This window comes from Cardinium endosymbiont cBtQ1 of Bemisia tabaci, assembly GCF_000689375.1.
In the GTDB taxonomy this organism is placed as follows: Bacteria; Bacteroidota; Bacteroidia; order Cytophagales; family Amoebophilaceae; genus Cardinium.
Window position 1 is genome coordinate 335,588 of record NZ_CBQZ010000001.1, and the last position, 19,266, is coordinate 354,853.

The 19,266-nt window shown below is 36.1% G+C and carries 14 protein-coding genes, 3 tRNA genes and 1 pseudogene; 12 read left to right on the forward strand and 6 right to left on the reverse strand.

All coding sequences use genetic code 11. The features are described 5' to 3' along the window. The first annotated feature begins 249 nt into the window (after positions 1-249). Together CHV_RS01525 and CHV_RS01530 are read left to right on the forward strand one after the other, a co-directional pair. Positions 250-969 carry a hypothetical protein gene (locus CHV_RS01525; RefSeq protein WP_156933584.1) on the forward strand — a complete coding sequence of 240 codons (720 nt, stop codon included), beginning with the start codon at positions 250-252 and terminating at the stop codon, positions 967-969. Further along, positions 950-2,011 (forward strand): hypothetical protein, encoded by a 1,062-nt coding sequence (locus CHV_RS01530; RefSeq protein WP_130721312.1) that lies wholly within the window; start codon positions 950-952, stop codon positions 2,009-2,011. Before CHV_RS01525 ends, CHV_RS01530 begins: the two co-directional genes overlap by 20 nt. A 149-nt stretch (positions 2,012-2,160) precedes the next feature. Here CHV_RS01530 and CHV_RS01535 read toward each other — a convergent pair whose 3' ends face one another. Beyond that, on the reverse strand, positions 2,161-3,342 hold the full coding sequence (locus CHV_RS01535) for an ankyrin repeat domain-containing protein (protein ID WP_165393809.1): 1,182 nt from the start codon (positions 3,340-3,342) through the stop codon (positions 2,161-2,163). Between the two features lie 288 nt (positions 3,343-3,630). Here CHV_RS01535 and mutS point away from each other — a divergent pair, with 288 nt between their 5' ends. The 6 genes from mutS (at position 3,631) to CHV_RS01565 (ending at position 8,293) form a co-directional block, all read left to right on the forward strand. Then, positions 3,631-6,228 carry a DNA mismatch repair protein MutS gene (gene mutS / locus CHV_RS01540; RefSeq protein WP_034576648.1) on the forward strand — a complete coding sequence of 866 codons (2,598 nt, stop codon included), beginning with the start codon at positions 3,631-3,633 and terminating at the stop codon, positions 6,226-6,228. Between the two features lie 71 nt (positions 6,229-6,299). Continuing rightward, positions 6,300-6,372, forward strand: a tRNA-Gly gene (locus CHV_RS01545). A gap of 89 nt (positions 6,373-6,461) precedes the next feature. Next, positions 6,462-6,546, forward strand: a tRNA-Leu gene (locus CHV_RS01550). A gap of 55 nt (positions 6,547-6,601) precedes the next feature. After that, positions 6,602-6,844 (forward strand): SemiSWEET family sugar transporter, encoded by a 243-nt coding sequence (locus CHV_RS05170; RefSeq protein ID WP_191321619.1) that lies wholly within the window; start codon positions 6,602-6,604, stop codon positions 6,842-6,844. A 143-nt stretch (positions 6,845-6,987) separates the two neighbouring features. Further along, positions 6,988-7,503 carry a metallophosphoesterase family protein gene (locus tag CHV_RS01560; RefSeq protein ID WP_034576649.1) on the forward strand — a complete coding sequence of 172 codons (516 nt, stop codon included), beginning with the start codon at positions 6,988-6,990 and terminating at the stop codon, positions 7,501-7,503. 13 nt (positions 7,504-7,516) lie between these two features. Continuing rightward, a complete protein-coding gene (locus CHV_RS01565; protein WP_034576650.1) occupies positions 7,517-8,293 on the forward strand; it encodes a TatD family hydrolase in 777 nt (258 codons plus the stop codon). 29 nt (positions 8,294-8,322) lie between these two features. Here the strand turns inward: CHV_RS01565 and CHV_RS01570 are convergent, their stop codons facing one another. Further along, a complete protein-coding gene (locus CHV_RS01570) occupies positions 8,323-10,896 on the reverse strand; it encodes a putative LPS assembly protein LptD (protein WP_034576651.1) in 2,574 nt (857 codons plus the stop codon). A 735-nt stretch (positions 10,897-11,631) separates the two neighbouring features. Between CHV_RS01570 and CHV_RS05780 the strand changes: the two genes are divergently transcribed. Together CHV_RS05780 and CHV_RS05785 are read left to right on the forward strand one after the other, a co-directional pair. Then, the gene (locus tag CHV_RS05780; RefSeq protein WP_051602142.1) at positions 11,632-11,961 is read left to right on the forward strand and encodes an IS5 family transposase; all 330 of its coding nucleotides are present in this window, start codon (positions 11,632-11,634) and stop codon (positions 11,959-11,961) included. A 55-nt stretch (positions 11,962-12,016) separates the two neighbouring features. Continuing rightward, positions 12,017-12,601, forward strand: a pseudogene (locus tag CHV_RS05785) (IS5 family transposase). 485 nt (positions 12,602-13,086) lie between these two features. Here the strand turns inward: CHV_RS05785 and dnaG are convergent. The 3 genes from dnaG to CHV_RS01595 form a co-directional block, all read right to left on the reverse strand. Further along, the gene (dnaG, locus tag CHV_RS01585) at positions 13,087-15,018 is read right to left on the reverse strand and encodes a DNA primase (protein ID WP_034576653.1); all 1,932 of its coding nucleotides are present in this window, start codon (positions 15,016-15,018) and stop codon (positions 13,087-13,089) included. A 217-nt stretch (positions 15,019-15,235) separates the two neighbouring features. Beyond that, complete coding sequence (gene rlmB, locus CHV_RS01590; protein WP_034576655.1) at positions 15,236-16,003, reverse strand: 23S rRNA (guanosine(2251)-2'-O)-methyltransferase RlmB; 768 nt, start codon at positions 16,001-16,003, stop codon at positions 15,236-15,238. A gap of 199 nt (positions 16,004-16,202) precedes the next feature. Continuing rightward, positions 16,203-16,275: transfer RNA gene (locus tag CHV_RS01595), tRNA-Met, on the reverse strand. Between the two features lie 109 nt (positions 16,276-16,384). Between CHV_RS01595 and era the strand changes: the two genes are divergently transcribed. Continuing rightward, positions 16,385-17,284, forward strand: coding sequence for a GTPase Era (gene era / locus CHV_RS01600; protein WP_034576656.1), 900 nt, complete (start codon positions 16,385-16,387; stop codon positions 17,282-17,284). Here era and yidD read toward each other — a convergent pair. Further along, entirely contained in the window at positions 17,276-17,527 is a 252-nt protein-coding gene (yidD, locus tag CHV_RS01605) for a membrane protein insertion efficiency factor YidD (RefSeq protein ID WP_034576658.1), read from the reverse strand. The genes era and yidD overlap by 9 nt on opposite strands. Positions 17,528-17,841: 314 nt before the next feature. Here yidD and mgtE point away from each other — a divergent pair, with 314 nt between their 5' ends. Then, on the forward strand, positions 17,842-19,254 hold the full coding sequence (gene mgtE, locus CHV_RS01610) for a magnesium transporter (RefSeq protein ID WP_223245661.1): 1,413 nt from the start codon (positions 17,842-17,844) through the stop codon (positions 19,252-19,254). Positions 19,255-19,266: the final 12 nt, after the last annotated feature.

Below are 19,266 nucleotides of genomic sequence, written 5' to 3' on the forward strand. Positions count from 1 at the left end.
AAAGAGGGGGTATTATACAGCTTATAATGGTGTTTTTATTAATCTGTAGTCTAGTTTAGTATCATTTTTTGTGGATTCATTTTGAGGCTATCTTATCTAAATAGATTTTTTGGTTATGGCTTGCTGTCAATCCTGATTTATTGGATATTGGGCAGTTGTAATGCTGAAAAAAGCACAAAAAATTCCCAAAAAGATTCTTTTATTGCTTTTGTTGGTAAGCAATATTTATATCCATCGGATCTTGCACCCATGGATCCTTTGCATACTGATGTTGCAGATCGAGATTTTTTTATTAAAAAATATGTAGAAGAGTGGGCATGTAAGCAGCTCCTTATTGCGCAAGCGGATTACCCATCTATCCAGCCTTCTATGGAAGCGAAGTTAAATGACTATAAAAATGACCTATTGGCCTATCATTTTTTAGAAAGGCTAATTCAGTCTGAATGGGATCCATATGTATCATCAGAAGAAGTAGCAGATTACTATCAAAAATACAAACAGCGTGACTTTATACTACCTCATGATATCGTAAGGGGGCTGTTTTTGGTGCTTCCTTCAAAAGCTGCTTCTATTAATTCTGTAAGGTCACTTATACTATCAAATAAAGCAGCAGATCGAGCAAAATTGCAATCCTATTGCAAATCTTATGCTCATGCCGCTATCTTAGAAAGAAACAAATGGTTGCCTTGGGAAACAGTTTTGGTTAAAACTGGCTATCGTCCAGTTGGAGATGCAACTAGACTGTTAAAAACCAACAAATTTATTCATATAGTGGGCCAAAAGTATACCTATTTTTTAAAAATAGATCAGTATAAACTAGCACAAGAAATTGCGCCGTTAGAAGCAGTGGAAGATCGAGTTAAGGCAATTATTTTACATAAAAGGAAATTAGATCTTATAAATAAAATTAAATGTAAACTCCTAGAAGATGCTAAAAAAAATAATACCTGTGTTATTCAGATTAACTAAAACGCTAGTATGTTGCGTTGCCATAACTATTTGTGCTAGATTACCTATCGCTAGGGCGAGCGATAAATTATTGTTGGATAAAGTAATTGCTACTGTAAATCAAGAGATAATTTTATATTCTGATTTAGAAGAAGCATACAAGCAGCAATTCTACTCAGAAGTAGTAGATGAATCTAAAAAAATAAGACTATTACGGGATCTGGTTGTACATAAAATGCTTTTAGCAAAAGCTAAATTAGACGATCTTAAGGTTCCCAAAGCATATCTTGAACGAGAATGTGATGCTAAAATAGCCAGTTGGATAGAGAAGTTTGGCTCTGAAGAAAAGCTTTTACAGGAGTCTAAAGACAAATCTATCTATCATATTAAGAAAAAGCTAAAAAAACAATTAAAGGAACAATATTTGATTATGTCAACCTATCGCCATCTTACCCAACATGTAGCACTTACACCAGCAGAGGTGAAAAGTTATTTCAATGCATTGCCACCAGATCATCTTCCTTACTATCCTACCTCTGGTGAGGTATATGAACTAATTGTCTATCCTAAAGCAGTTAAGCCAACAGAACAAGAAATTAAATTAGTTGAGATTGAATTAAATAAAATTAGCGTACAAATAGTTTCAGGTACATTAAAGTTTGAAGCAGTTGTACAGCAATATGCAGAAGACAAAAAAATAGCCGTTCAGGCAAGGTTAATTACGCATAACCAACAAGATGAACTATTATCAGCAGGTATACGCATTCCTTTTGAACATTTGCATCCAGAAGTCTATTTTGCAATTGAGCGCCTTAATGTAGGGGAAGTTAGTCAACCAGAGAAGTATATTGACACATTAGGTAGATCAGCTTGGCGGTTATACTATCTTAAGCAAAAGGTAGAAGCGCATCCTATGAATCTTACTCAAGATTATGAACAGATCCATGCTCACTTCCTGGAACAGAAAAGAAAAGCAGTGCTTGACAAATGGATGCAAAGGGCTAAATCAGAATTTGTCATAAACTTTGCTCCAGAATATCGCGCAGTAGAAGAGTTGCTTTAATAGGCTCTTCCAGTGACATATAGTGGACCGAAAAGTTCGGACAAGGCAGACAATAAAAATCAGTAATAATATTTGTTTAAAACAAACGGGGGAGAGCCCTTTCCTTTTGCTGCTATTACAAAAAGAAAAGGCTTTTTTTACCTATGATTTTATACACCTGTTTCCTTTTGTGCAGGCCTATATCCATTCACTGTCTTGAGTAATTGATTCGCATATTTTTCATTGATGGTTCCTTTTTGCTTTAAGCTATTAATTTCACTAGTAATACATTTCCAATGCTCTGGATCTAAACTATGCTGTACATTGGACAAAACATATTTGAACATTTCTTCATTATCTTGAGGTATATGAATCCGTCTTTGTGTAGTATACTTTGGCAAATAAGCACGTGCAAATACAGAGCGGCCTTGGTTATCTTTCTCAAAAAGTTTAACAATGGATGCACTTTTTTCGTTACACAAATCCTCTATTTTATGAAACACTACTTGGAATGCATTTTTATGGTTACCACGCACTGCCATATGTAGCGGAGTCCTCTTTTTGTTATCCTGTGCACATAAATCTGCTATACCAGAAAGTTTGTTTACCAGTAATGCTACTAGATGGTCAAGATTATATTCTATTGCCAGATGGAGTGGTGTTTCAGATTTCTTATTTTTTTCTCTTAAACCTTGCTCATTGAGTGTACAAATGACTGAATGAGCTATATTTTCATATTTTTGTTCAATCGCTAAATGTAATGGGGAAGAACCTGAAGCTGCATCTTTGGTATAGATATCTATCTTAGGGTGATGTACTAAAATATTGGCTATTTCTTTCTTTTTATGAGAGAGTGCTTCTAACAATGAAGTGGAACCCATTTTGGCTTTATTGATATCAATATGCTCACTCTGAGCTAGCCGTTTGACGATTTCGATATAATTTTTTTCTATAGCTAGGCCAAGGGCTGTTTTTTTGCTCTTGTTATGATATGTGTTGGGAAAATCTTTATGCTTATATTTAAGATTATATTTAGACGCAATGTCTTTATCGATACGCTTTAACACATGGGCTACTTTTTTAGGGCTATTATTTATAACTGCATTGTAGAGCCAATTGTCACCTACTCCATCTGGAGCACGACTAATATCTTTTCTGTCATTTATTTCTTCACAAAATTGCTCAACAGTTGTCATTTTTACCGTTTGGCCCTGTATGCCACCACCTGAGCGACAGCTTCTACCTTGCAAGACAAAGGATAGGGATAAAACCGCAATGCTTTTTGAAAAAAAACAACGCTGTTTGGTATTTAAATTAAGCTCTTTTATCTGTTTTTTTAGTTGGTTATTCATAATATTATACATTTTCTTTGTAAACTACACGTAAATTTTTAGAAACAAGTAATCTTTGAATAACGATTCGGTATGTCTTATAGTAAAACTTTTACCTTTGCTTAAAATGATCACTTACTTTTTATTATAAGCAATCAAACGGTAAAAAACTAGATGCCATCTCGTATTTTACCATTTTAAAACAAATCATTAAATCATTATCGTAAATTTGGTTTGTAGGACATCGATTTAGACGAAATTGCCTAATGTAAGATTCTTAATCTATTTAGATGGTATAATTTTATTGTTATGTCAAAACTGGTTGATTCAACGCCATTAATGCGGCAGTATTGGGCTATTAAAGAAAAGTATCCCGGGGCATTGTTGCTCTTTCGGGTGGGCGATTTTTACGAAACCTTTTTGGAAGATGCGGTTAAAGCCAGTAAGGTACTAGATATTGCCCTTACGAAACGGTCTAATGGATCAGCTGCTAGTGTGGCGTTAGCAGGTTTCCCCCATCATGCTTTAGATATTTATTTACCTAAATTGGTAAAAGCAGGCTATCGTGTAGCGATTTGTGATCAATTAGAAGATGCCAAACAGGCTAAGGGTATTGTACAAAGAGGCGTGACTGAACTGGTTACGCCTGGTCTTTCTTTTAGTGAAGCGGTTTTAGATACAAGAGCCAATAATTACGTAGCATCCATTTTTTTTGACAAAACATTGCTCGGTATGGCTTTCTTAGATCTTTCTACTGGAGAATTCTTTGTCACACAAGGGACGACTGATTACATGCAAAAAATATTGCATCATTTGGGGCCATCTGAAATTGTTTTTAACAAAAAACAGCAAATTTTATGGAATAATTTTACGCAAGATTTTTTTCATACGTATGGATTAGAAGATTGGATTTTTCAATTTGATTATGCCTATGGTTTGTTAAACGACCATTTTGGAACCCATTCTTTAAAAGGTTTCGGCATCTCAGATTATCCTGCAGGTATTGTAGCAGCGGGTGTTATTTTGCATTATTTATCAGAAACGGAACATAAAGCAATCAAACACATTCGTTCAATGGTCCGGCTAGAGGCCCATCAGTATGTTTGGTTGGATCCATTTACTGTTAGGGCTTTAGAGCTAATGGTTCCTCAGCAATTAGGGGGAACAGCGCTGATTGCAATATTAGATCGAACGGTTACCCCTATGGGGGCACGATTGCTTAAAAAATGGTTGTTGTTTCCGCTTAAGGAGGTGGTTTCGATTCAAGAGCGGCTGGCTATAGTAGAATATCTGGTAGAGGATGCGCCATTAGCCGCCTTATTAGCCAACCATCTGAAACAAATAGGTGACTTAGAGCGGCTAATTTCCAAAGTAGCAGTTGGAAGGGTGAATCCTCGAGAGATGGTAGCCTTAAAAAGGGCATTGCAGCAAGTGCAATCCATACAAACAGCATTGCAACCCATTCCATTTCCTTTGCTACAAAAAATGAATACCCAACTTAATGGGTGCCATGCTTTGGTGGACCGTATCCACCAAACACTACAAGAGCAGCCTCCCCTTCTTACCCATCAAGGCGGCCTTATTCAACCCCATGTCAACGATCAATTGGATGCCTTAAATGAAATTATGCGTACGGGTAAAGATTACTTGGTTGAACTACAGAAGAAGGAAAGCCAGCGTACCAACATTCCTTCTTTAAAGGTTGCTTATAACCGTATATTTGGCTACTACCTTGAAGTACCCAATGCGCATAAAAATAAAGTTCCGACGGATTGGATCCGAAAACAAACCTTAGCCCATGCAGAACGGTATAGCTCAGAAGCCTTAAAACAGTATGAATCCCAAATTCTACATGCAGGTGAAGAAGCGCAACTTCTAGAGCAACAACTCTATCAAGCGTTAGTAGGAGAAGCCGTAGAATATATTCCTCAAATTCAAGAAAATGCAAAGTATATTGCACAATTAGATTGTTATCTTTCGTTTGCCAAACAGGCTTGTGAATACCATTATAGCAAGCCTATGGTAGATGATGGAACCTTGCTCGATTTGAAAGGTAATCGACATCCTGTTATTGAACAACGCTTACCCATAGACAAAGCCTATACACCTAATGATATTTATTTAGACCCTTCATCGCAACAAATCATAGTGATTACAGGGCCTAATATGGCTGGTAAATCAGCTTTATTGCGTCAAGTTGCCCTAACGGTATTAATGGCACAAATGGGTTCTTTTGTACCAGCTGCTTCTGCACAAATTGGCGTGGTAGATAAAATATTTACAAGGGTCGGTGCATCGGATAACTTGGCCCAAGGGGAGTCTACTTTTATGATGGAGATGACCGAAACGGCCAGCATTATGCACAATCTTAGTGAACGTAGCTTGATATTGATGGATGAGATAGGACGTGGTACCAGTACCTACGATGGTATTTCTATCGCCTGGGCATTGGTAGAGTATTTGCATCATCACCCACGTTATAGCGCTAAAACGCTTTTTGCGACCCATTACCATGAACTGAATGAATTGGCAAAATCGCTTCCTAGAGTTAAAAATTTTAATGTAGCAGTCCAAGAAATAGAACAAAAAATTTTATTTTTACATAAACTGGTACCGGGAGGTAGTCAGCATAGTTTTGGTATCCATGTAGCACAAATGGCTGGTATGCCCTCTATAATTTTGGAAAGGGCTAGAGAGGTATTGGCCCACCTATCGCAAGTAGGTGGCAAAATCGATGCACAAGTGGAAAATGCGCAGCAATACCAGTTAAAGCTTTTTGGTCCAGACGAAACCTTAAGTGATTTGAAAGCTTTTTTAGATGGTATGGATATTGACCTGCTTACTCCAATAGAAGCCTTATTAAAGTTAAATCAGATCAAAAACATGATTAAAAGATTTAATAATTAGCTATAAAATTCCGTAACTATTTTGAAAAAAAAGAATCTTTAAGTAAATTAGACTTATTGTTTAGCTTATAAGCGAGAATAGCTCAGTTGGTAGAGCACGACCTTGCCAAGGTCGGGGTCGCGGGTTCGAGTCCCGTTTCTCGCTCGTCATATCTGTTTAGAGCATCTGTTAACTATATCCTACAATGGCATTCTTAATTTTTAATGTAACCATTTCCACAGATATTTAACTTTGCCAGGATGGTGAAATGGTATACACGCAAGACTTAAAATCTTGTGGCCTTTGGCCGTGCGGGTTCGAGTCCCGCTCCTGGTACCAATGTTCTTTTTTTATTGTATCGATGGGCTTTTCTTCTATTTCTTTGTTAGATGTTGTGGCATGTATTGGTTCTTTTACAGCTGTTATATCCCTTCTTCCCCAAATTATACAGTCATACAAGACAAAATCTGTGGATGATGTTTCCATGTTGATGTTATTGAACCTAACCGTTGCCTCGGTTAGCTGGACCCTCTACGGCGCACTCACTGATGATAAGCCATTGCTGCTCACCAATTTATTACTGACCGTTGGTTCATTGATACTGGTAGTGCTCAAACGAAAATATCGCTCTACGTAAGTTGCACAAGGGTACCTATTGATTGGACGCAATTTATCTTTCCTTAGGGTTAAGTCTATTGGCACAAGTAGTCACCTATACGTTGTAATCGGTTGCTTATATCTTAGGTTTTACTTTTTGATCTTATAGCCCTATATACTGACATGAAAATCGGTTTGCTTTCAGATACCCATGGATGGATAGATCCTAAAATTTTTGATCACTTTAAAAAATGCGATGAGGTATGGCATGCAGGCGATATTGGCGATGCAGCATTGCTAACTGCATTTGATCAGTTTAACCATTTTAGAGCAGTGCATGGTAATATTGATGGCCACATAATAAGACAAAAATATCCAGTATTTCAATCATTTCAATGCGAACAATTGCATGTATGGCTGATGCATATAACGGGTCATCCACCTTTGTATACGCCAACAATACGCACTAAATTAAGCCAAACACAACCTGATATTTTAGTGGGTGGCCATTCACATATCTTGCGGGTGATGCATGATGTAAAGCATCCCCCACTGCTTTATCTTAATCCTGGTGCTGCTGGACGTCATGGTTCCCATTACATGCGTACCCTATTGCGTTTTGAAATAAATAATAAAAATATCAACCATATAGAAGTGATCGAATTGGGCAAAAGGGCCACATTAGTAAATTACCACTAACCACTGATGGAGTATGCAACTTATTGACACACATGCACATATATATGATCTGCAAAATGACTTACCACTGGTTTTAGAAAGGGCACAAAAAAACTTTATTAAAAAAATTTATATGCCCAATATAGATACAACAACCATAGCAAGGATGATGGATCTGGCTGCATTATATCCTTGCTTACCTATGATGGGCATCCATCCTTGTTATATCAGCAAAGATTTTACCAAACCATTATACTTAGTCGAGGAATGGCTTGATAAAGGTGGTTTTATAGCAGTCGGTGAAATTGGTATAGATCTATACCACGATACTACTTTGTTAGAAGCACAACAGGAAGCATTTAGAATCCAACTTGGATTGGCCAAACGCTATCATCTTCCTGTCTCTATTCACTGTAGAAATGCTTTTAAGGAAGTCATTCAACTACTCGAAAAAGAACAAGATGGCAACCTAAAAGGGGTTATCCACTGCTTTACAGGTAATCTACAAGAAGCAGAAAAATGTATAGCCCTAGGTTTTGCGCTGGGGATTGGCGGCATACTTACCATGGCTAAAAGCGGATTAGCGACAACAGTGGCCGCTATAGATCTCAACCATTTGGTCTTAGAAACCGATAGCCCTTACTTAACACCAGCACCTCTTCGAGGGAAACCCAATGAGCCAAGCTACTTACACTACATAGCCGAAAAGCTTGCGGTAGTCAAACAAGTAACCTTAGCAGAAGTAGCATCCGTCACTACACAAAATGCTGAGAAAATTTTTGAGCCAATACAAGTATTTGGATCCTACTAATCGGTTCTTTAAATAAATCCGATTAATATTTACCCTAAATCAGTTATTTTATTATAAGTTCTTTTTCTTGGTAATTTCAATGCTTTTAAAACATTCGCCTTACCCCCCAAAGAAAAGTCATATTTACCCGATTCTCCTAGTGGATGCCATTTATAACTAAGCTGCCAGCAGTGTAAATCTCTTTGAATGGAAATTTCTGTAGCAGATGGATCAAGTTTATTTTTCTTAAAGTTATAGGTAGTGGATAACGTTACTTTCCACTTTTTAACCAAGGTAACACTACCGTTAAAAGTTACATATTTTTCTGTATTGGTATGCTTTTTATCATCCTGATTCGGATATAATGTTTGACACGCCTTCTTCCACTTATCCTTCTTATCCTTATACCATGGGCTTTTATAAATCCAATTAAACTCCCACCCAAAATTCCAAGGCGATTCAAAATCTATCTTTGTTCTTTCAAGCTTATCAGTCGACTGATCACCACCATTTAATAGTTCCTTAGGTTTCTTTTTCTGCTCACTGGAATGATGTGCAAAATCTATATTTACCTTGCACTGTGCTGCTTGCACTTTGCCAAGATACTGACCATGGTTCCATGCAAATTGGTTTATTATTTTTCCTTGATTTCGATTCATTTCTGACGATTGAATAAATTGATAAGGGTCAAAATTTGTTATTAAATCAAAGCCAATTTTGCCTATTTTACCCACTTGTATTTCGCTAGCAAGATGCATATCAATACCATCTATGAGATGGAATTCCTTTTCTGAAAAATCATATTTTGTTTTAAAATCTAAATTTTTTAATAAATATATTTTACGACTGGTTTGTTTTTTTTGTTTTTCTTCTGGATTTGTTTCTTTTTTTACTTTTAACTCAACTGTATTGTGTAGCTTAAATTTTAGAATAGAGGTGGCCCGATTAGGCAAACTTATGTAAGGCCGTAGTCCTTTAAAGGCATATTCTTTTTCTATTTGTCCTTTTTTATTTTCTATCACTCGGCAATATTTTTCGGAGAAATCAGGTGTATAGGTAAAGTTAGCACTGGGTTCTGTCTTTATACGAAACCCTTGAACGCATGTTCCGCTTTCAAAATAATGGGTGTAGTATAATGTAGTTCCTATTTCTGCACCAAAATCACAAGTATAGATTCTATTAAATCCTGGTACCTGTATAGGTCCTTTTGTATCCTTATTCAGCCAATACCATACTTCATTATAGGTAAAATGGGGCTCTATATTGATAAAATCAAATATTTTGCATCGCATACTAACCGGTATGTTATGTTTTATACCATTTCCTACATAATGATTCCATGGCCAGGTTGCAGGAACAGCGTGCGCTGACGGACGTGATGAGTAGGACGAAAGGGTGGATTCTGTAGGCGATTGCTGGGCATTCTGAAAGTGCGTTTCAAAATTAATATTATGTTTTAACTGAATATTATGGAACCAATAGTTGGTACTTTTAGAGCGATCTGTTCTAAATGGATACCAAGTATTTGTACTTAGGCTACCTTCTGGCAAGGTCCAATGTTTAAAATTATACCGAAGATCATTTTTATATTTTACTTGTAACGTTAATGCATAGGGGAAGCCTACCAATCGGTCTCGGTAAGATAGACTAAAACCAGACTCATCTTCCAATTTTTTTGGAATTTTTTTATCTTCATCGTCTAGTGTTTTAGAAGATCTGTTGTGAAGATGTACATTTGTATTCAAGCTTCTAGGGCCACGTATAAGCGTTTTATGTTCCCATTTTAAAGACCACCCCTTATCTGTTTCTGTTGTGTTTATTGCATAATCCAGCTCTCCACTACATAAATATCTTTTTTTATAACGGAGTGCATTTTTAAGTTCTACAATACCACTGGAATAAATGCTACCTAAAAAAGAAATGTCTGCATAATCATTGAAGTTTATATAATATCCACCATTACGGAGATAAAACCCATTGTCTCCCTCCCCTATTTCCGGTGGAATAATACCATGTGTACGCTTTCCTTCGAGAAATAGGGTGCCAAAAATAGAGCCCAATGGCGTAGGCACATGGTCAAAGTAAAAACGAAAAGGTCCAGTAGTAATTTGCTTATCTTGAACCATTTTAGCCCGTTTGGCACGTATGTAAAAATGGGGATACGCTAATCCACAAGTTGTATAAACTATATCTTCAGCATAAAAGGTTGATTCATCCTCTTTTTTTATCTGATTGCTTTTTATAATAGAGGAATCTTGTTTGGTAAGTAGTGTAGTGACTAAAGCCCTTTTGGTATCTATATTATAGCGCATTTTATCCATAAAAAAAGTCCGCGTTTGGGTAGAACCCTCTTTGCCATACTTATCTTTTTTTACGTCATTATAGGTAAAAATAGGATTGCCTGTTAATATATTATATAGATTGGTCCCTTGTGCATGAATCGTGTTGCTATGTAAGTGCAAAGCGACTAAACTTGCTTGTAATTTCATACAATCATAGGTAAGCGTACTGGGGCCAATTAAAGAAAGTATACGCTTGTTTGCATCGAAAACAATTGAATCTTCCGCTTGATAATGGACAATACCCAAAGACTTATCTTTTTCTATATGGACAGAAGATGGCATGAAAAGCCACGGATAGCTTTTGTCCAAAAAAAGCGGGGTGCTCCATTTTTTATAAATGGTGTATGGTTTGTTTGTATAAAACAAGTTATTTGGTACCATCCAGCTGCTATACCCACTGTTGTAAGCATTACTAAAATAGAGTCCAGCATTGAAATATTCAGTTGCTTTTGATACAATAGATGAACCACTAATTATAAATGGTACCAAAACAACTATACGTAGGAAATAAGACCTGGCCACACAAACAAATTTTACTTTTACCTTTTGGCATCAAGAGAAACAATTCCAAATATAAATCTATGTATTTGTTTTTCATATAGTAAAGGCCAACTATTCTATCTATGCAATACGTTTTGCTATCGTAAAAGTATAATGGACTGAAAGAATAGGACAAAAAACTCCTAAAAATTTGTCTTAAAAATCAGTCCACTACCCTTCTAATGAACTGAACTTGCTAATCTTATTTCTTCGGATTAGATCTATTTATATTAATTTGATAAAATCATACCATCAAAAAACAAATCTAGTTTTTTTGTCCTACTCTTTCAGTTCACCATAATGAGACCGTTGCAATAGGTTTTTAGATTTTAGTATAAAAAAGTAATTGTTAATTTTATTAAAAGTTTAACTTGTAATTATTGTTTAGGTTTTGTAATAAAAATTTTATGATATTATTACGTCAATCAAAGTGAGCGGTCAGTTAAGTTTATCAGATATATCAGCTAGTCGTCGTAAATGCAAGCATACTTTTTTGATCAAATCAATAATCTGATTAACTGGTCATTAGTAGAAAAAGAACTGCGTATTTATTATCCTAAAGGTTTACGTTTATCAGGCAAGCCTGCTTATAGTCCCCTTCTTTTGTTTAAAATGCTATTGCTTGAGCAGTGGTATGGGTTGAGCGATTACCAAGTCGAAGAGGAAGTAAATGATCGTATTACTTTTAGCAGGTTTTGTGGTATATCGATGGATAATTCCGTACCAGATCATAGTGTATTAAGCAGATTTAGGACTGCTCTTACAGAAAAGAAAGCTTTAGATAGATTGTTAAAAATACATAAATGATCAACTATCTAACCATGGTGTTCTGGTTCAGCATGGTGCAGTTATTGACGCCTCTATCACCCCTACTCCTAGACGTCCCAAAGGTAAAAAGAGCTATGATTTGCGTGAGGATGGTACTATATCGATATCTCATAGTTATCAAAAAGGGGTAGATCCAGAAGCTAGTTGGACCAAAAAAGGTCATAATCTTTACTATGGGTATAAACGACATGTCCTTATAGAAAGTAAAGAAGGTTTAGTTCTGGCAGTCACGACTACAAAAGCATCTAGTCATGATGGTGCCCATTTACCTATATTATTGGATAAAGTATCTCTAAAAGCAGGAAGCAGGCTCTATGGAGATAAAGGACTATAGCGGTTTGCCCAACGAAACTTTAACTAAAAAAACAAGAAATTAAAATCAGCTATTCAAAAGAAAGGTAATAGAAATCATCCCTTATCACCTGCTGCTAAACGGTTTAATAAATTTGTATCTAAGACGCGCTATAAAGTAGAAAGAGTATTTGGAAGTATTAAGAGGTGGTTCCGTAGTTCAGGAGCTAGGTATATAGGCCTTGATAAAACCCATAAGCAACATGTTATGGAATCTATAGCCTATAATTTATATAGAGCTCCAAATATCATTTTAAAGGGTTTTTAGGGGGATGGTATATCTAAAATATACAAATATTAACTTGAAAATCAATAAATAATGAAATTTATGCATCCTTAACCATAAAAACTACAAAAAATACAACTACAACCTTATCAAAAATTATAATAACTATCTATAACAACGGTCTCGGATTGATAATAAAAGCTTCATATAACTCACATTCCGCACCAGATAAAAATTTTCTTCGCATGAAAAATGTTGAGTTTATTTATTTTCTTTTTTTTGTAATTTTTGGAATGTTTTATTGTATTTGGTTAAGCTGTATAATGACTTAACAACTGTAATTAGTCGGCCCTGAAATACCATATAATTAGTCGGCCCTGAAATACCATATAATTATTTGTTAATCAGCAAATAAATGGTTAAATTTATATATGGTTAATAACCAGTTTTTAGGTTGTTTTGTATAAAAAGCTTGCAAAATAAGGATGAAATCTAAGAAAATAAATAATAGTCTTAAGCGTCCGTTTTTATTGTGCGACCACTGTACCCAACTGTTTGGCGATATGGCACTCTGTATCCTTAAGTGATTGGTGGACTTGTAATAGATGGGTTTCTTCATCTGCCGATAATTCTTTTTTAAGTGCTTCTCTATTTTGCTCAATAAGTTCTTGTACCAAACGAATTTTTAGCCTAAGGATAACTTCTAAACTCATTTGATATACATTTTGAGCCTCTTCTGTAGTATAAATACTATATTTTTTGATCCATGCTTCACTAATGTCATGGAGAGGAGCGGCTACATCAATGGCTATTTTTCTAATGGATGATTCTGTACTATCCAAACAACACTGCATATCCACGCATCCGCCCTGCTTAAATACAGTTTGACAATAATCAAAAAGAATTTTGCAATCGCTAGATCTAAAAACTACATCTTCTAATTCTAATAGTATATATGCATACAATGGTTTCCCTTCCGCTAGAGTAGTGCTACCATAGGTCAGCAGAATACGTATAATTTCCCGCTCATATGCTTCAATACTTGCTGTGAGTTTGCTGATAAAAGGAATGTTTTTCCGGTCTACGTATGGCTTATTTTTTGCGGTACTATGATGTTTGGGAAGCTTGTTTTTTTGTGGCTGTACTTCAGTACTTTGATGCTGTAATGTATGATACGTGCTAAAAAGCACTGCTTCTTCTATAGAAAAGAGTTGGCTACATTTTTTAAGAAATAGGGTGCGTGTTATTTCATCTGGAATAGCTACAATGCTTTGCACTACTGCGCGTATAGCCTTTGCTTGTTCCACTGGATTTTGTTCAGTAGACTGGTTCAGTAGGATATTAGCTTTAAAGGTCACAAAGTCTTGAGCGGTGCAATGGATATAATGCTTAAAGCCATCTGTGCCTACTTTTCGGAGGTAACTATCTGGATCTTCTCCTGCAGGTAACAAGATGACTTTTACGTCTAACCCCTGCGCTAATAATTTGTCTATCCCACGAAAAGTAGCTTGAATACCCGCTTGATCGCCATCAAAAATTAGTGTAACCTTAGTAGTCAACCGACGTAAAGCCTCTATCTGACCTTCAGTAAGGGCCGTACCAGCAGAAGCGACTACTTGTTCTACACCTGCTTTATGAAAGGCTAATACATCGGTATACCCTTCTACTAGGTAACAGTGGTTGGTTTGTTTAATGGAGCGCTTGGCGAAAGAAAGACCATATAATAAACTACTCTTTTGGTATACGCAGGTTTCAGATGAATTGATATATTTAGGACCATCTACAGCAGTAGCCATATGCCGTGCACCAAATGCCACTACTTGCCCAACACCATTGTGAATTGGGAACATCAATCTCCCCCGAAAACGGTCATAAATTTTGTCTCCATTTTTGATTACCAATCCTGCTCCAATCAATAACTCTAGGCTGATTCCTTTCGCTATAGCAAAGGTATAGAATCCGTTCCACCGATCAAGGCTGTAGCCTAATGCAAATTTTTTTGCTATTACAGATGAAATGGCCCGTTGTTCCAAATAGGGCAAGGCTACTTTAGCAGCTTCTGTATGGTTCCACAGCAATGCTGTGTAATAATCTCTAGCCAAATTCAATAAAATATAGAGACTTTCTTTGGATTTATAATTCTGAATACCAATTGTATCATCTGAATTTGGTGTAATCGGTATCCCATACCTTTGGGCAAGATAAGTAAGCGCTTCTATAAAGGAGACTCCTTCTATCTGCTGTATAAACGTTATAACATCTCCTGCAGCATCACATCCGAAACATTTGTAAAATCCTTTTATGGGTGATACTGAAAAAGAAGGAGTCTGTTCGTGATGAAAAGGACAACAAGCCCAGAAATTTTGTCCTTTTTTTTTAAGGGGTACAAAATCAGCAATTATTTCTTCAATACAAGCGGTACGCTGGACGAGTTGAATGGTTGATGGACTAATCATCATAGTAGATTTGGAATGAATGCATATACAATACAAACTAAAGCCATTTAGAATAGCTCTTTCAACTGATAGTAGTCTACTTAAAAGATTCAGAAGGGCTTTCTTGCCCGGAAGCTTTTCAAAGGAGTCTTTTTGTTCTTTTTAAGTGGTAACGCCATGAGCTGGTTAAACGAAAAATTTTTTAAATTAATGTAATTAACTTATATTTGCCCACAATATATTATAAAAATCGTTGCCGAAATACTTCATAAAGAATTATACCAGCTGCTACCGAGACATTAAAAGAAGCAATAGGGCCTTGCATGGGAATACAAATATGATGGGTAGCTTCACTTAAATGTTTTCTACCTATACCTACCTCTTCTCCACCTAAAATAAGTGCAATAGGCAGTTTACAGTCCACTGTATGAAGTACTTTCTTGGCTTGGGCATCACAAGCCAATATATTTAAGCCACTTTCTTGTAAATAACGCAGCGCCTTTCCCAAATCAGTTACCCGACAGATGGCCAATGTGGCCAATGCACCTGCTGAGGTTTTCATAGCGGCACCTGCTAGCATGGCACTACCTTTCGTAGGTAAAACCAAAGCATCCGCTCCCATACAAAGCGCAGTACGGGCAATTGCACCTATATTATGGACATCTGTTACCCCATCGAGTACAACGATTAAAGGTGCTTTACCTTTTTCAAAAGTAGCCTGAACCACTTGATCTAAAGGGGTGAACCCAACAGGTGATAAAACTGCTACAACACCTTGATGGTTGCCACGCGCCATCCGGTCTAACTTTTGAATAGGCACATAGCTAAAAGGAATTTCATATTTGCATACAAGGTTGTATACCTCCTTTGAGGATCTGATTTTATTTTTTTGGAAAAAAACTTTTTCAATGGTTCGGCCCGCACGTATGGTCTCTACAACGGCTTTACAGCCAAAAATAAAGCTTGATAGAGTCGTAGATGCTTTTTTATTTTTAGCAAAGGAAAGCATAATAACTGTGGTTTTAAAGAGCAGTTAATAACCTTACGCATAGGAAGCCATACAACACTTTAATTTAGATTGAACTTTGTCTTTATGACCTTAGCAGTCTATCAATAACGCCTACTATGACAATAAGTATTCAACTGGATTAGAAATGGTTGCCAATCAGCATCTATACAATAAAGAAAAACAAGTAAAGAAGGGAAAGTAGCGGGGATAGGACTCGAACCTATGACCTTCGGGTTATGAGCCCGACGAGCTACCAACTGCTCCACCCCGCGATAAAATTTTTATGCATTTAAGCAATAAAAATGATCTAATCTAGCTTAAGTTGCTTGAACTAGTACAAGTTTATATATTTTTTTGTAACATTGCAAATATATTATTCTTATGCATGCAGACAAAAGCGATTATAAATCTGGTTTTGTAGCCATTATGGGGAAACCTAATGCTGGAAAATCTACTTTAATGAACCTACTAGTAGGTGAACGTTTGGCCGTTACCCATTCGAAAGCACAAACGACCCGTCATAAACTCCATGGGATCGTTTCTGAAAAAAACCTTCAAATTATTTATATAGATACGCCAGGTGTTATTACACCTGCCTATCCTCTACAAACTGCCATGATGGAGGCTGTAAAAGTTGCTCGTGCAGATGCCGACTTGATCATCTGGGTGGTAGATGTAAAAGATCTAGTCCTTCTTCCGTCGGTTGATGAAAACTATACTAGAAAACCAATTATATTGGTACTCAATAAAGTTGATTTAATTACAGCCAACCAGCTGAATGTGGCAATGGCCTATTGGCGCAACCATAAACCAGGCGTACCCATTCTACCTATATCAGCGCTAAAAAAAGAAAACATAGACCCGCTTGTGCAACAAATCATTGAACAATTACCCAACCATCCTCCTTATTATCCAGAAGCAACCCTCACAGATAAGCCTGAGCGTTTTTTTGTACAAGAAATCATACGTGAAAAAATTCTAGACCAATACCGCCAAGAAATACCCTACAGTGTAGAAGTAGGAATAGACCATTTTAAAGAAACCGATAACTTGATTAAAATTCAATCTATTATACATGTAGAACGCCCTACTCAAAAGGGGATTATAATAGGCCAAAAGGGAGATGCATTAAAAATGCTAGGCACAGCAGCCAGAGAAGCATTAGAAAAGTTTTTTCAGAAGCAGATATTTCTAGCACTGCATATCAAAGTTACCCCAAACTGGCGTAAAAGTCGATGGTTGCTAAAAAAATTTGGTTATTCAACTAAAAAATCAATCTAATGGATCGTAGCCACTATTCCCCCAGGGATGACAAGAGAGGAGCCTACGTAGGGTAAGCAAGGCCCCTTTTCGAAGACCATATTTAGCAAATGCCGCTTTTGCATAACAAGAACAACTAGGGTAAAAGCGGCACATAGGAGGCAACAAAGGGGCAATGCAATACTGATATATACCAATAAAAAAGCAACAAAGCCATCTAGAAAATCTAGAAAACGGCTCTAGCCATTTAGTAAAATTTTTCATAATCAATAAATATAAATAAAAATACCTTTGAATCCCAAAAAATAAATCAGTAATATTACTTACACAATCTTTTCAAAAGACCTTTATAGATTTATAATCTACTTATTGGCAATTTACTTCAGATTCTCTAACTTTACCTTTCGTTAAAATCTACTTCTTGATGCTACTTGTGGTTAAAATATCTGGAGCCTAATGTTTTAGTTTAAGGTTTATATCTTTTTGTTTATGGTATAAACGCTTTGGCTGTTCTCCTGCTTTTAAGGTTTTTAGCAATCTATTTTCTCATCTAGGATTGTTAAACATGGTTGTGCCATATGGAACCAAAAACTCAGATTATGAAACTAAAAGGAGAAAATAAGTTTTTTAAGTGGATGCGGTTACTCAAACAGCAGCAAGAGAAGCGTCTGATCTATTGTTTGGAACATGCATCGCCTATAGAGGTAGCTGAGTTCTTAGAAAAACAAGCTTTTGATTTGGTACGGACAATTTTTAGCAATTTGTCTATTACAAGACAAGGAGAAGTATTTGCGTTATTTAACGACAATGCCTTGCAAATGCAACTCTACTATAGTATTCCTAAAAGCACTTTTGCAAAAATTTTTTCTTGTATGCCTTCTGACTTGCGCGTTGATTTTTACCAACGACTGAGCAGTAAAGAGCATGCCCATTTACTTCCCTATCTAAATAGAAAGATTAGAGAAGATGTGATTATGCTAAATGCCTATTTACCAGATACGGCAGGAGGTATAATGAATACGGATTTTGCTACAGTCTTAAATTCAATGACTGTAGAAGAAGCTATTGATAAAATTCGTGAAGATGCACCTTCTAAAAAAATGCTTTATTACATCTATGTAGTAGATGAGAAAATGCGGCTAGTGGGTTTTGTTTCCTTGAAAGATTTGGTGATGCATGTTCCAAAAGAAAAGATAGAGACAATTCTTAAGGTAAATTTTGTATATGCCACGGTTGATGAAGATAAAGAAGTAGTGGCTAAAAAAATTGAACAGTATGATTTAGTTGCCATTCCTATTCTAAATCAAGAAGGACAAATTGTAGGTATTGTAAGTTATGATGATGCCATAGATATTATCAGAGCAGAGCAAGTTGAGGATATGGATCGATTTATGGGTATTACTTCAGAAGAAGATGCACCCAATTATCTAAAAGTCTCCACCTTACAACATCTTAAAAAAAGAATCAAATGGATTGTATTGGTATTTATGGCTAGTATCGTTGGCCATACTTTTATGCATACTAAAAGTGCCTTCTTTACCCAGTTTAATTTGATTTTCTATTTGAGTATGATTACAGATACTGGAGGAAATGTAGGAAGTCAAGTTGCTTCCGTAGTACTACAAGCCTTAAATCGTGGCCAGGTGTCACTATCTGATTGGGTTAGGATTATTTTAAAAGAATTAAGGATTGCCATCACATTGGCTTCTTTGTTATTTTTTCTTACCTATATTAAGTTATTTTTAACTTCTAGTCTAGACTCCGATACGAATAGGTCTTTCCAGGTAATGTTTGTAGTGGCCTTAAGCATTGTTGTACAAATTATTTGTTCTGCTTTTATAGGAGCAGCTTTTCCATTGGCTGCTAAGTACTTTAATGGAGATCCTTCTGTAGCAGCTAATCCTATGATTAATATCACAGTGGAAATATTGGGTATTATGATTTATTATGTTATAATCTATTGGGTGATTAATCCAGTTGGTTATGTTTAGCCTTATGTAAAA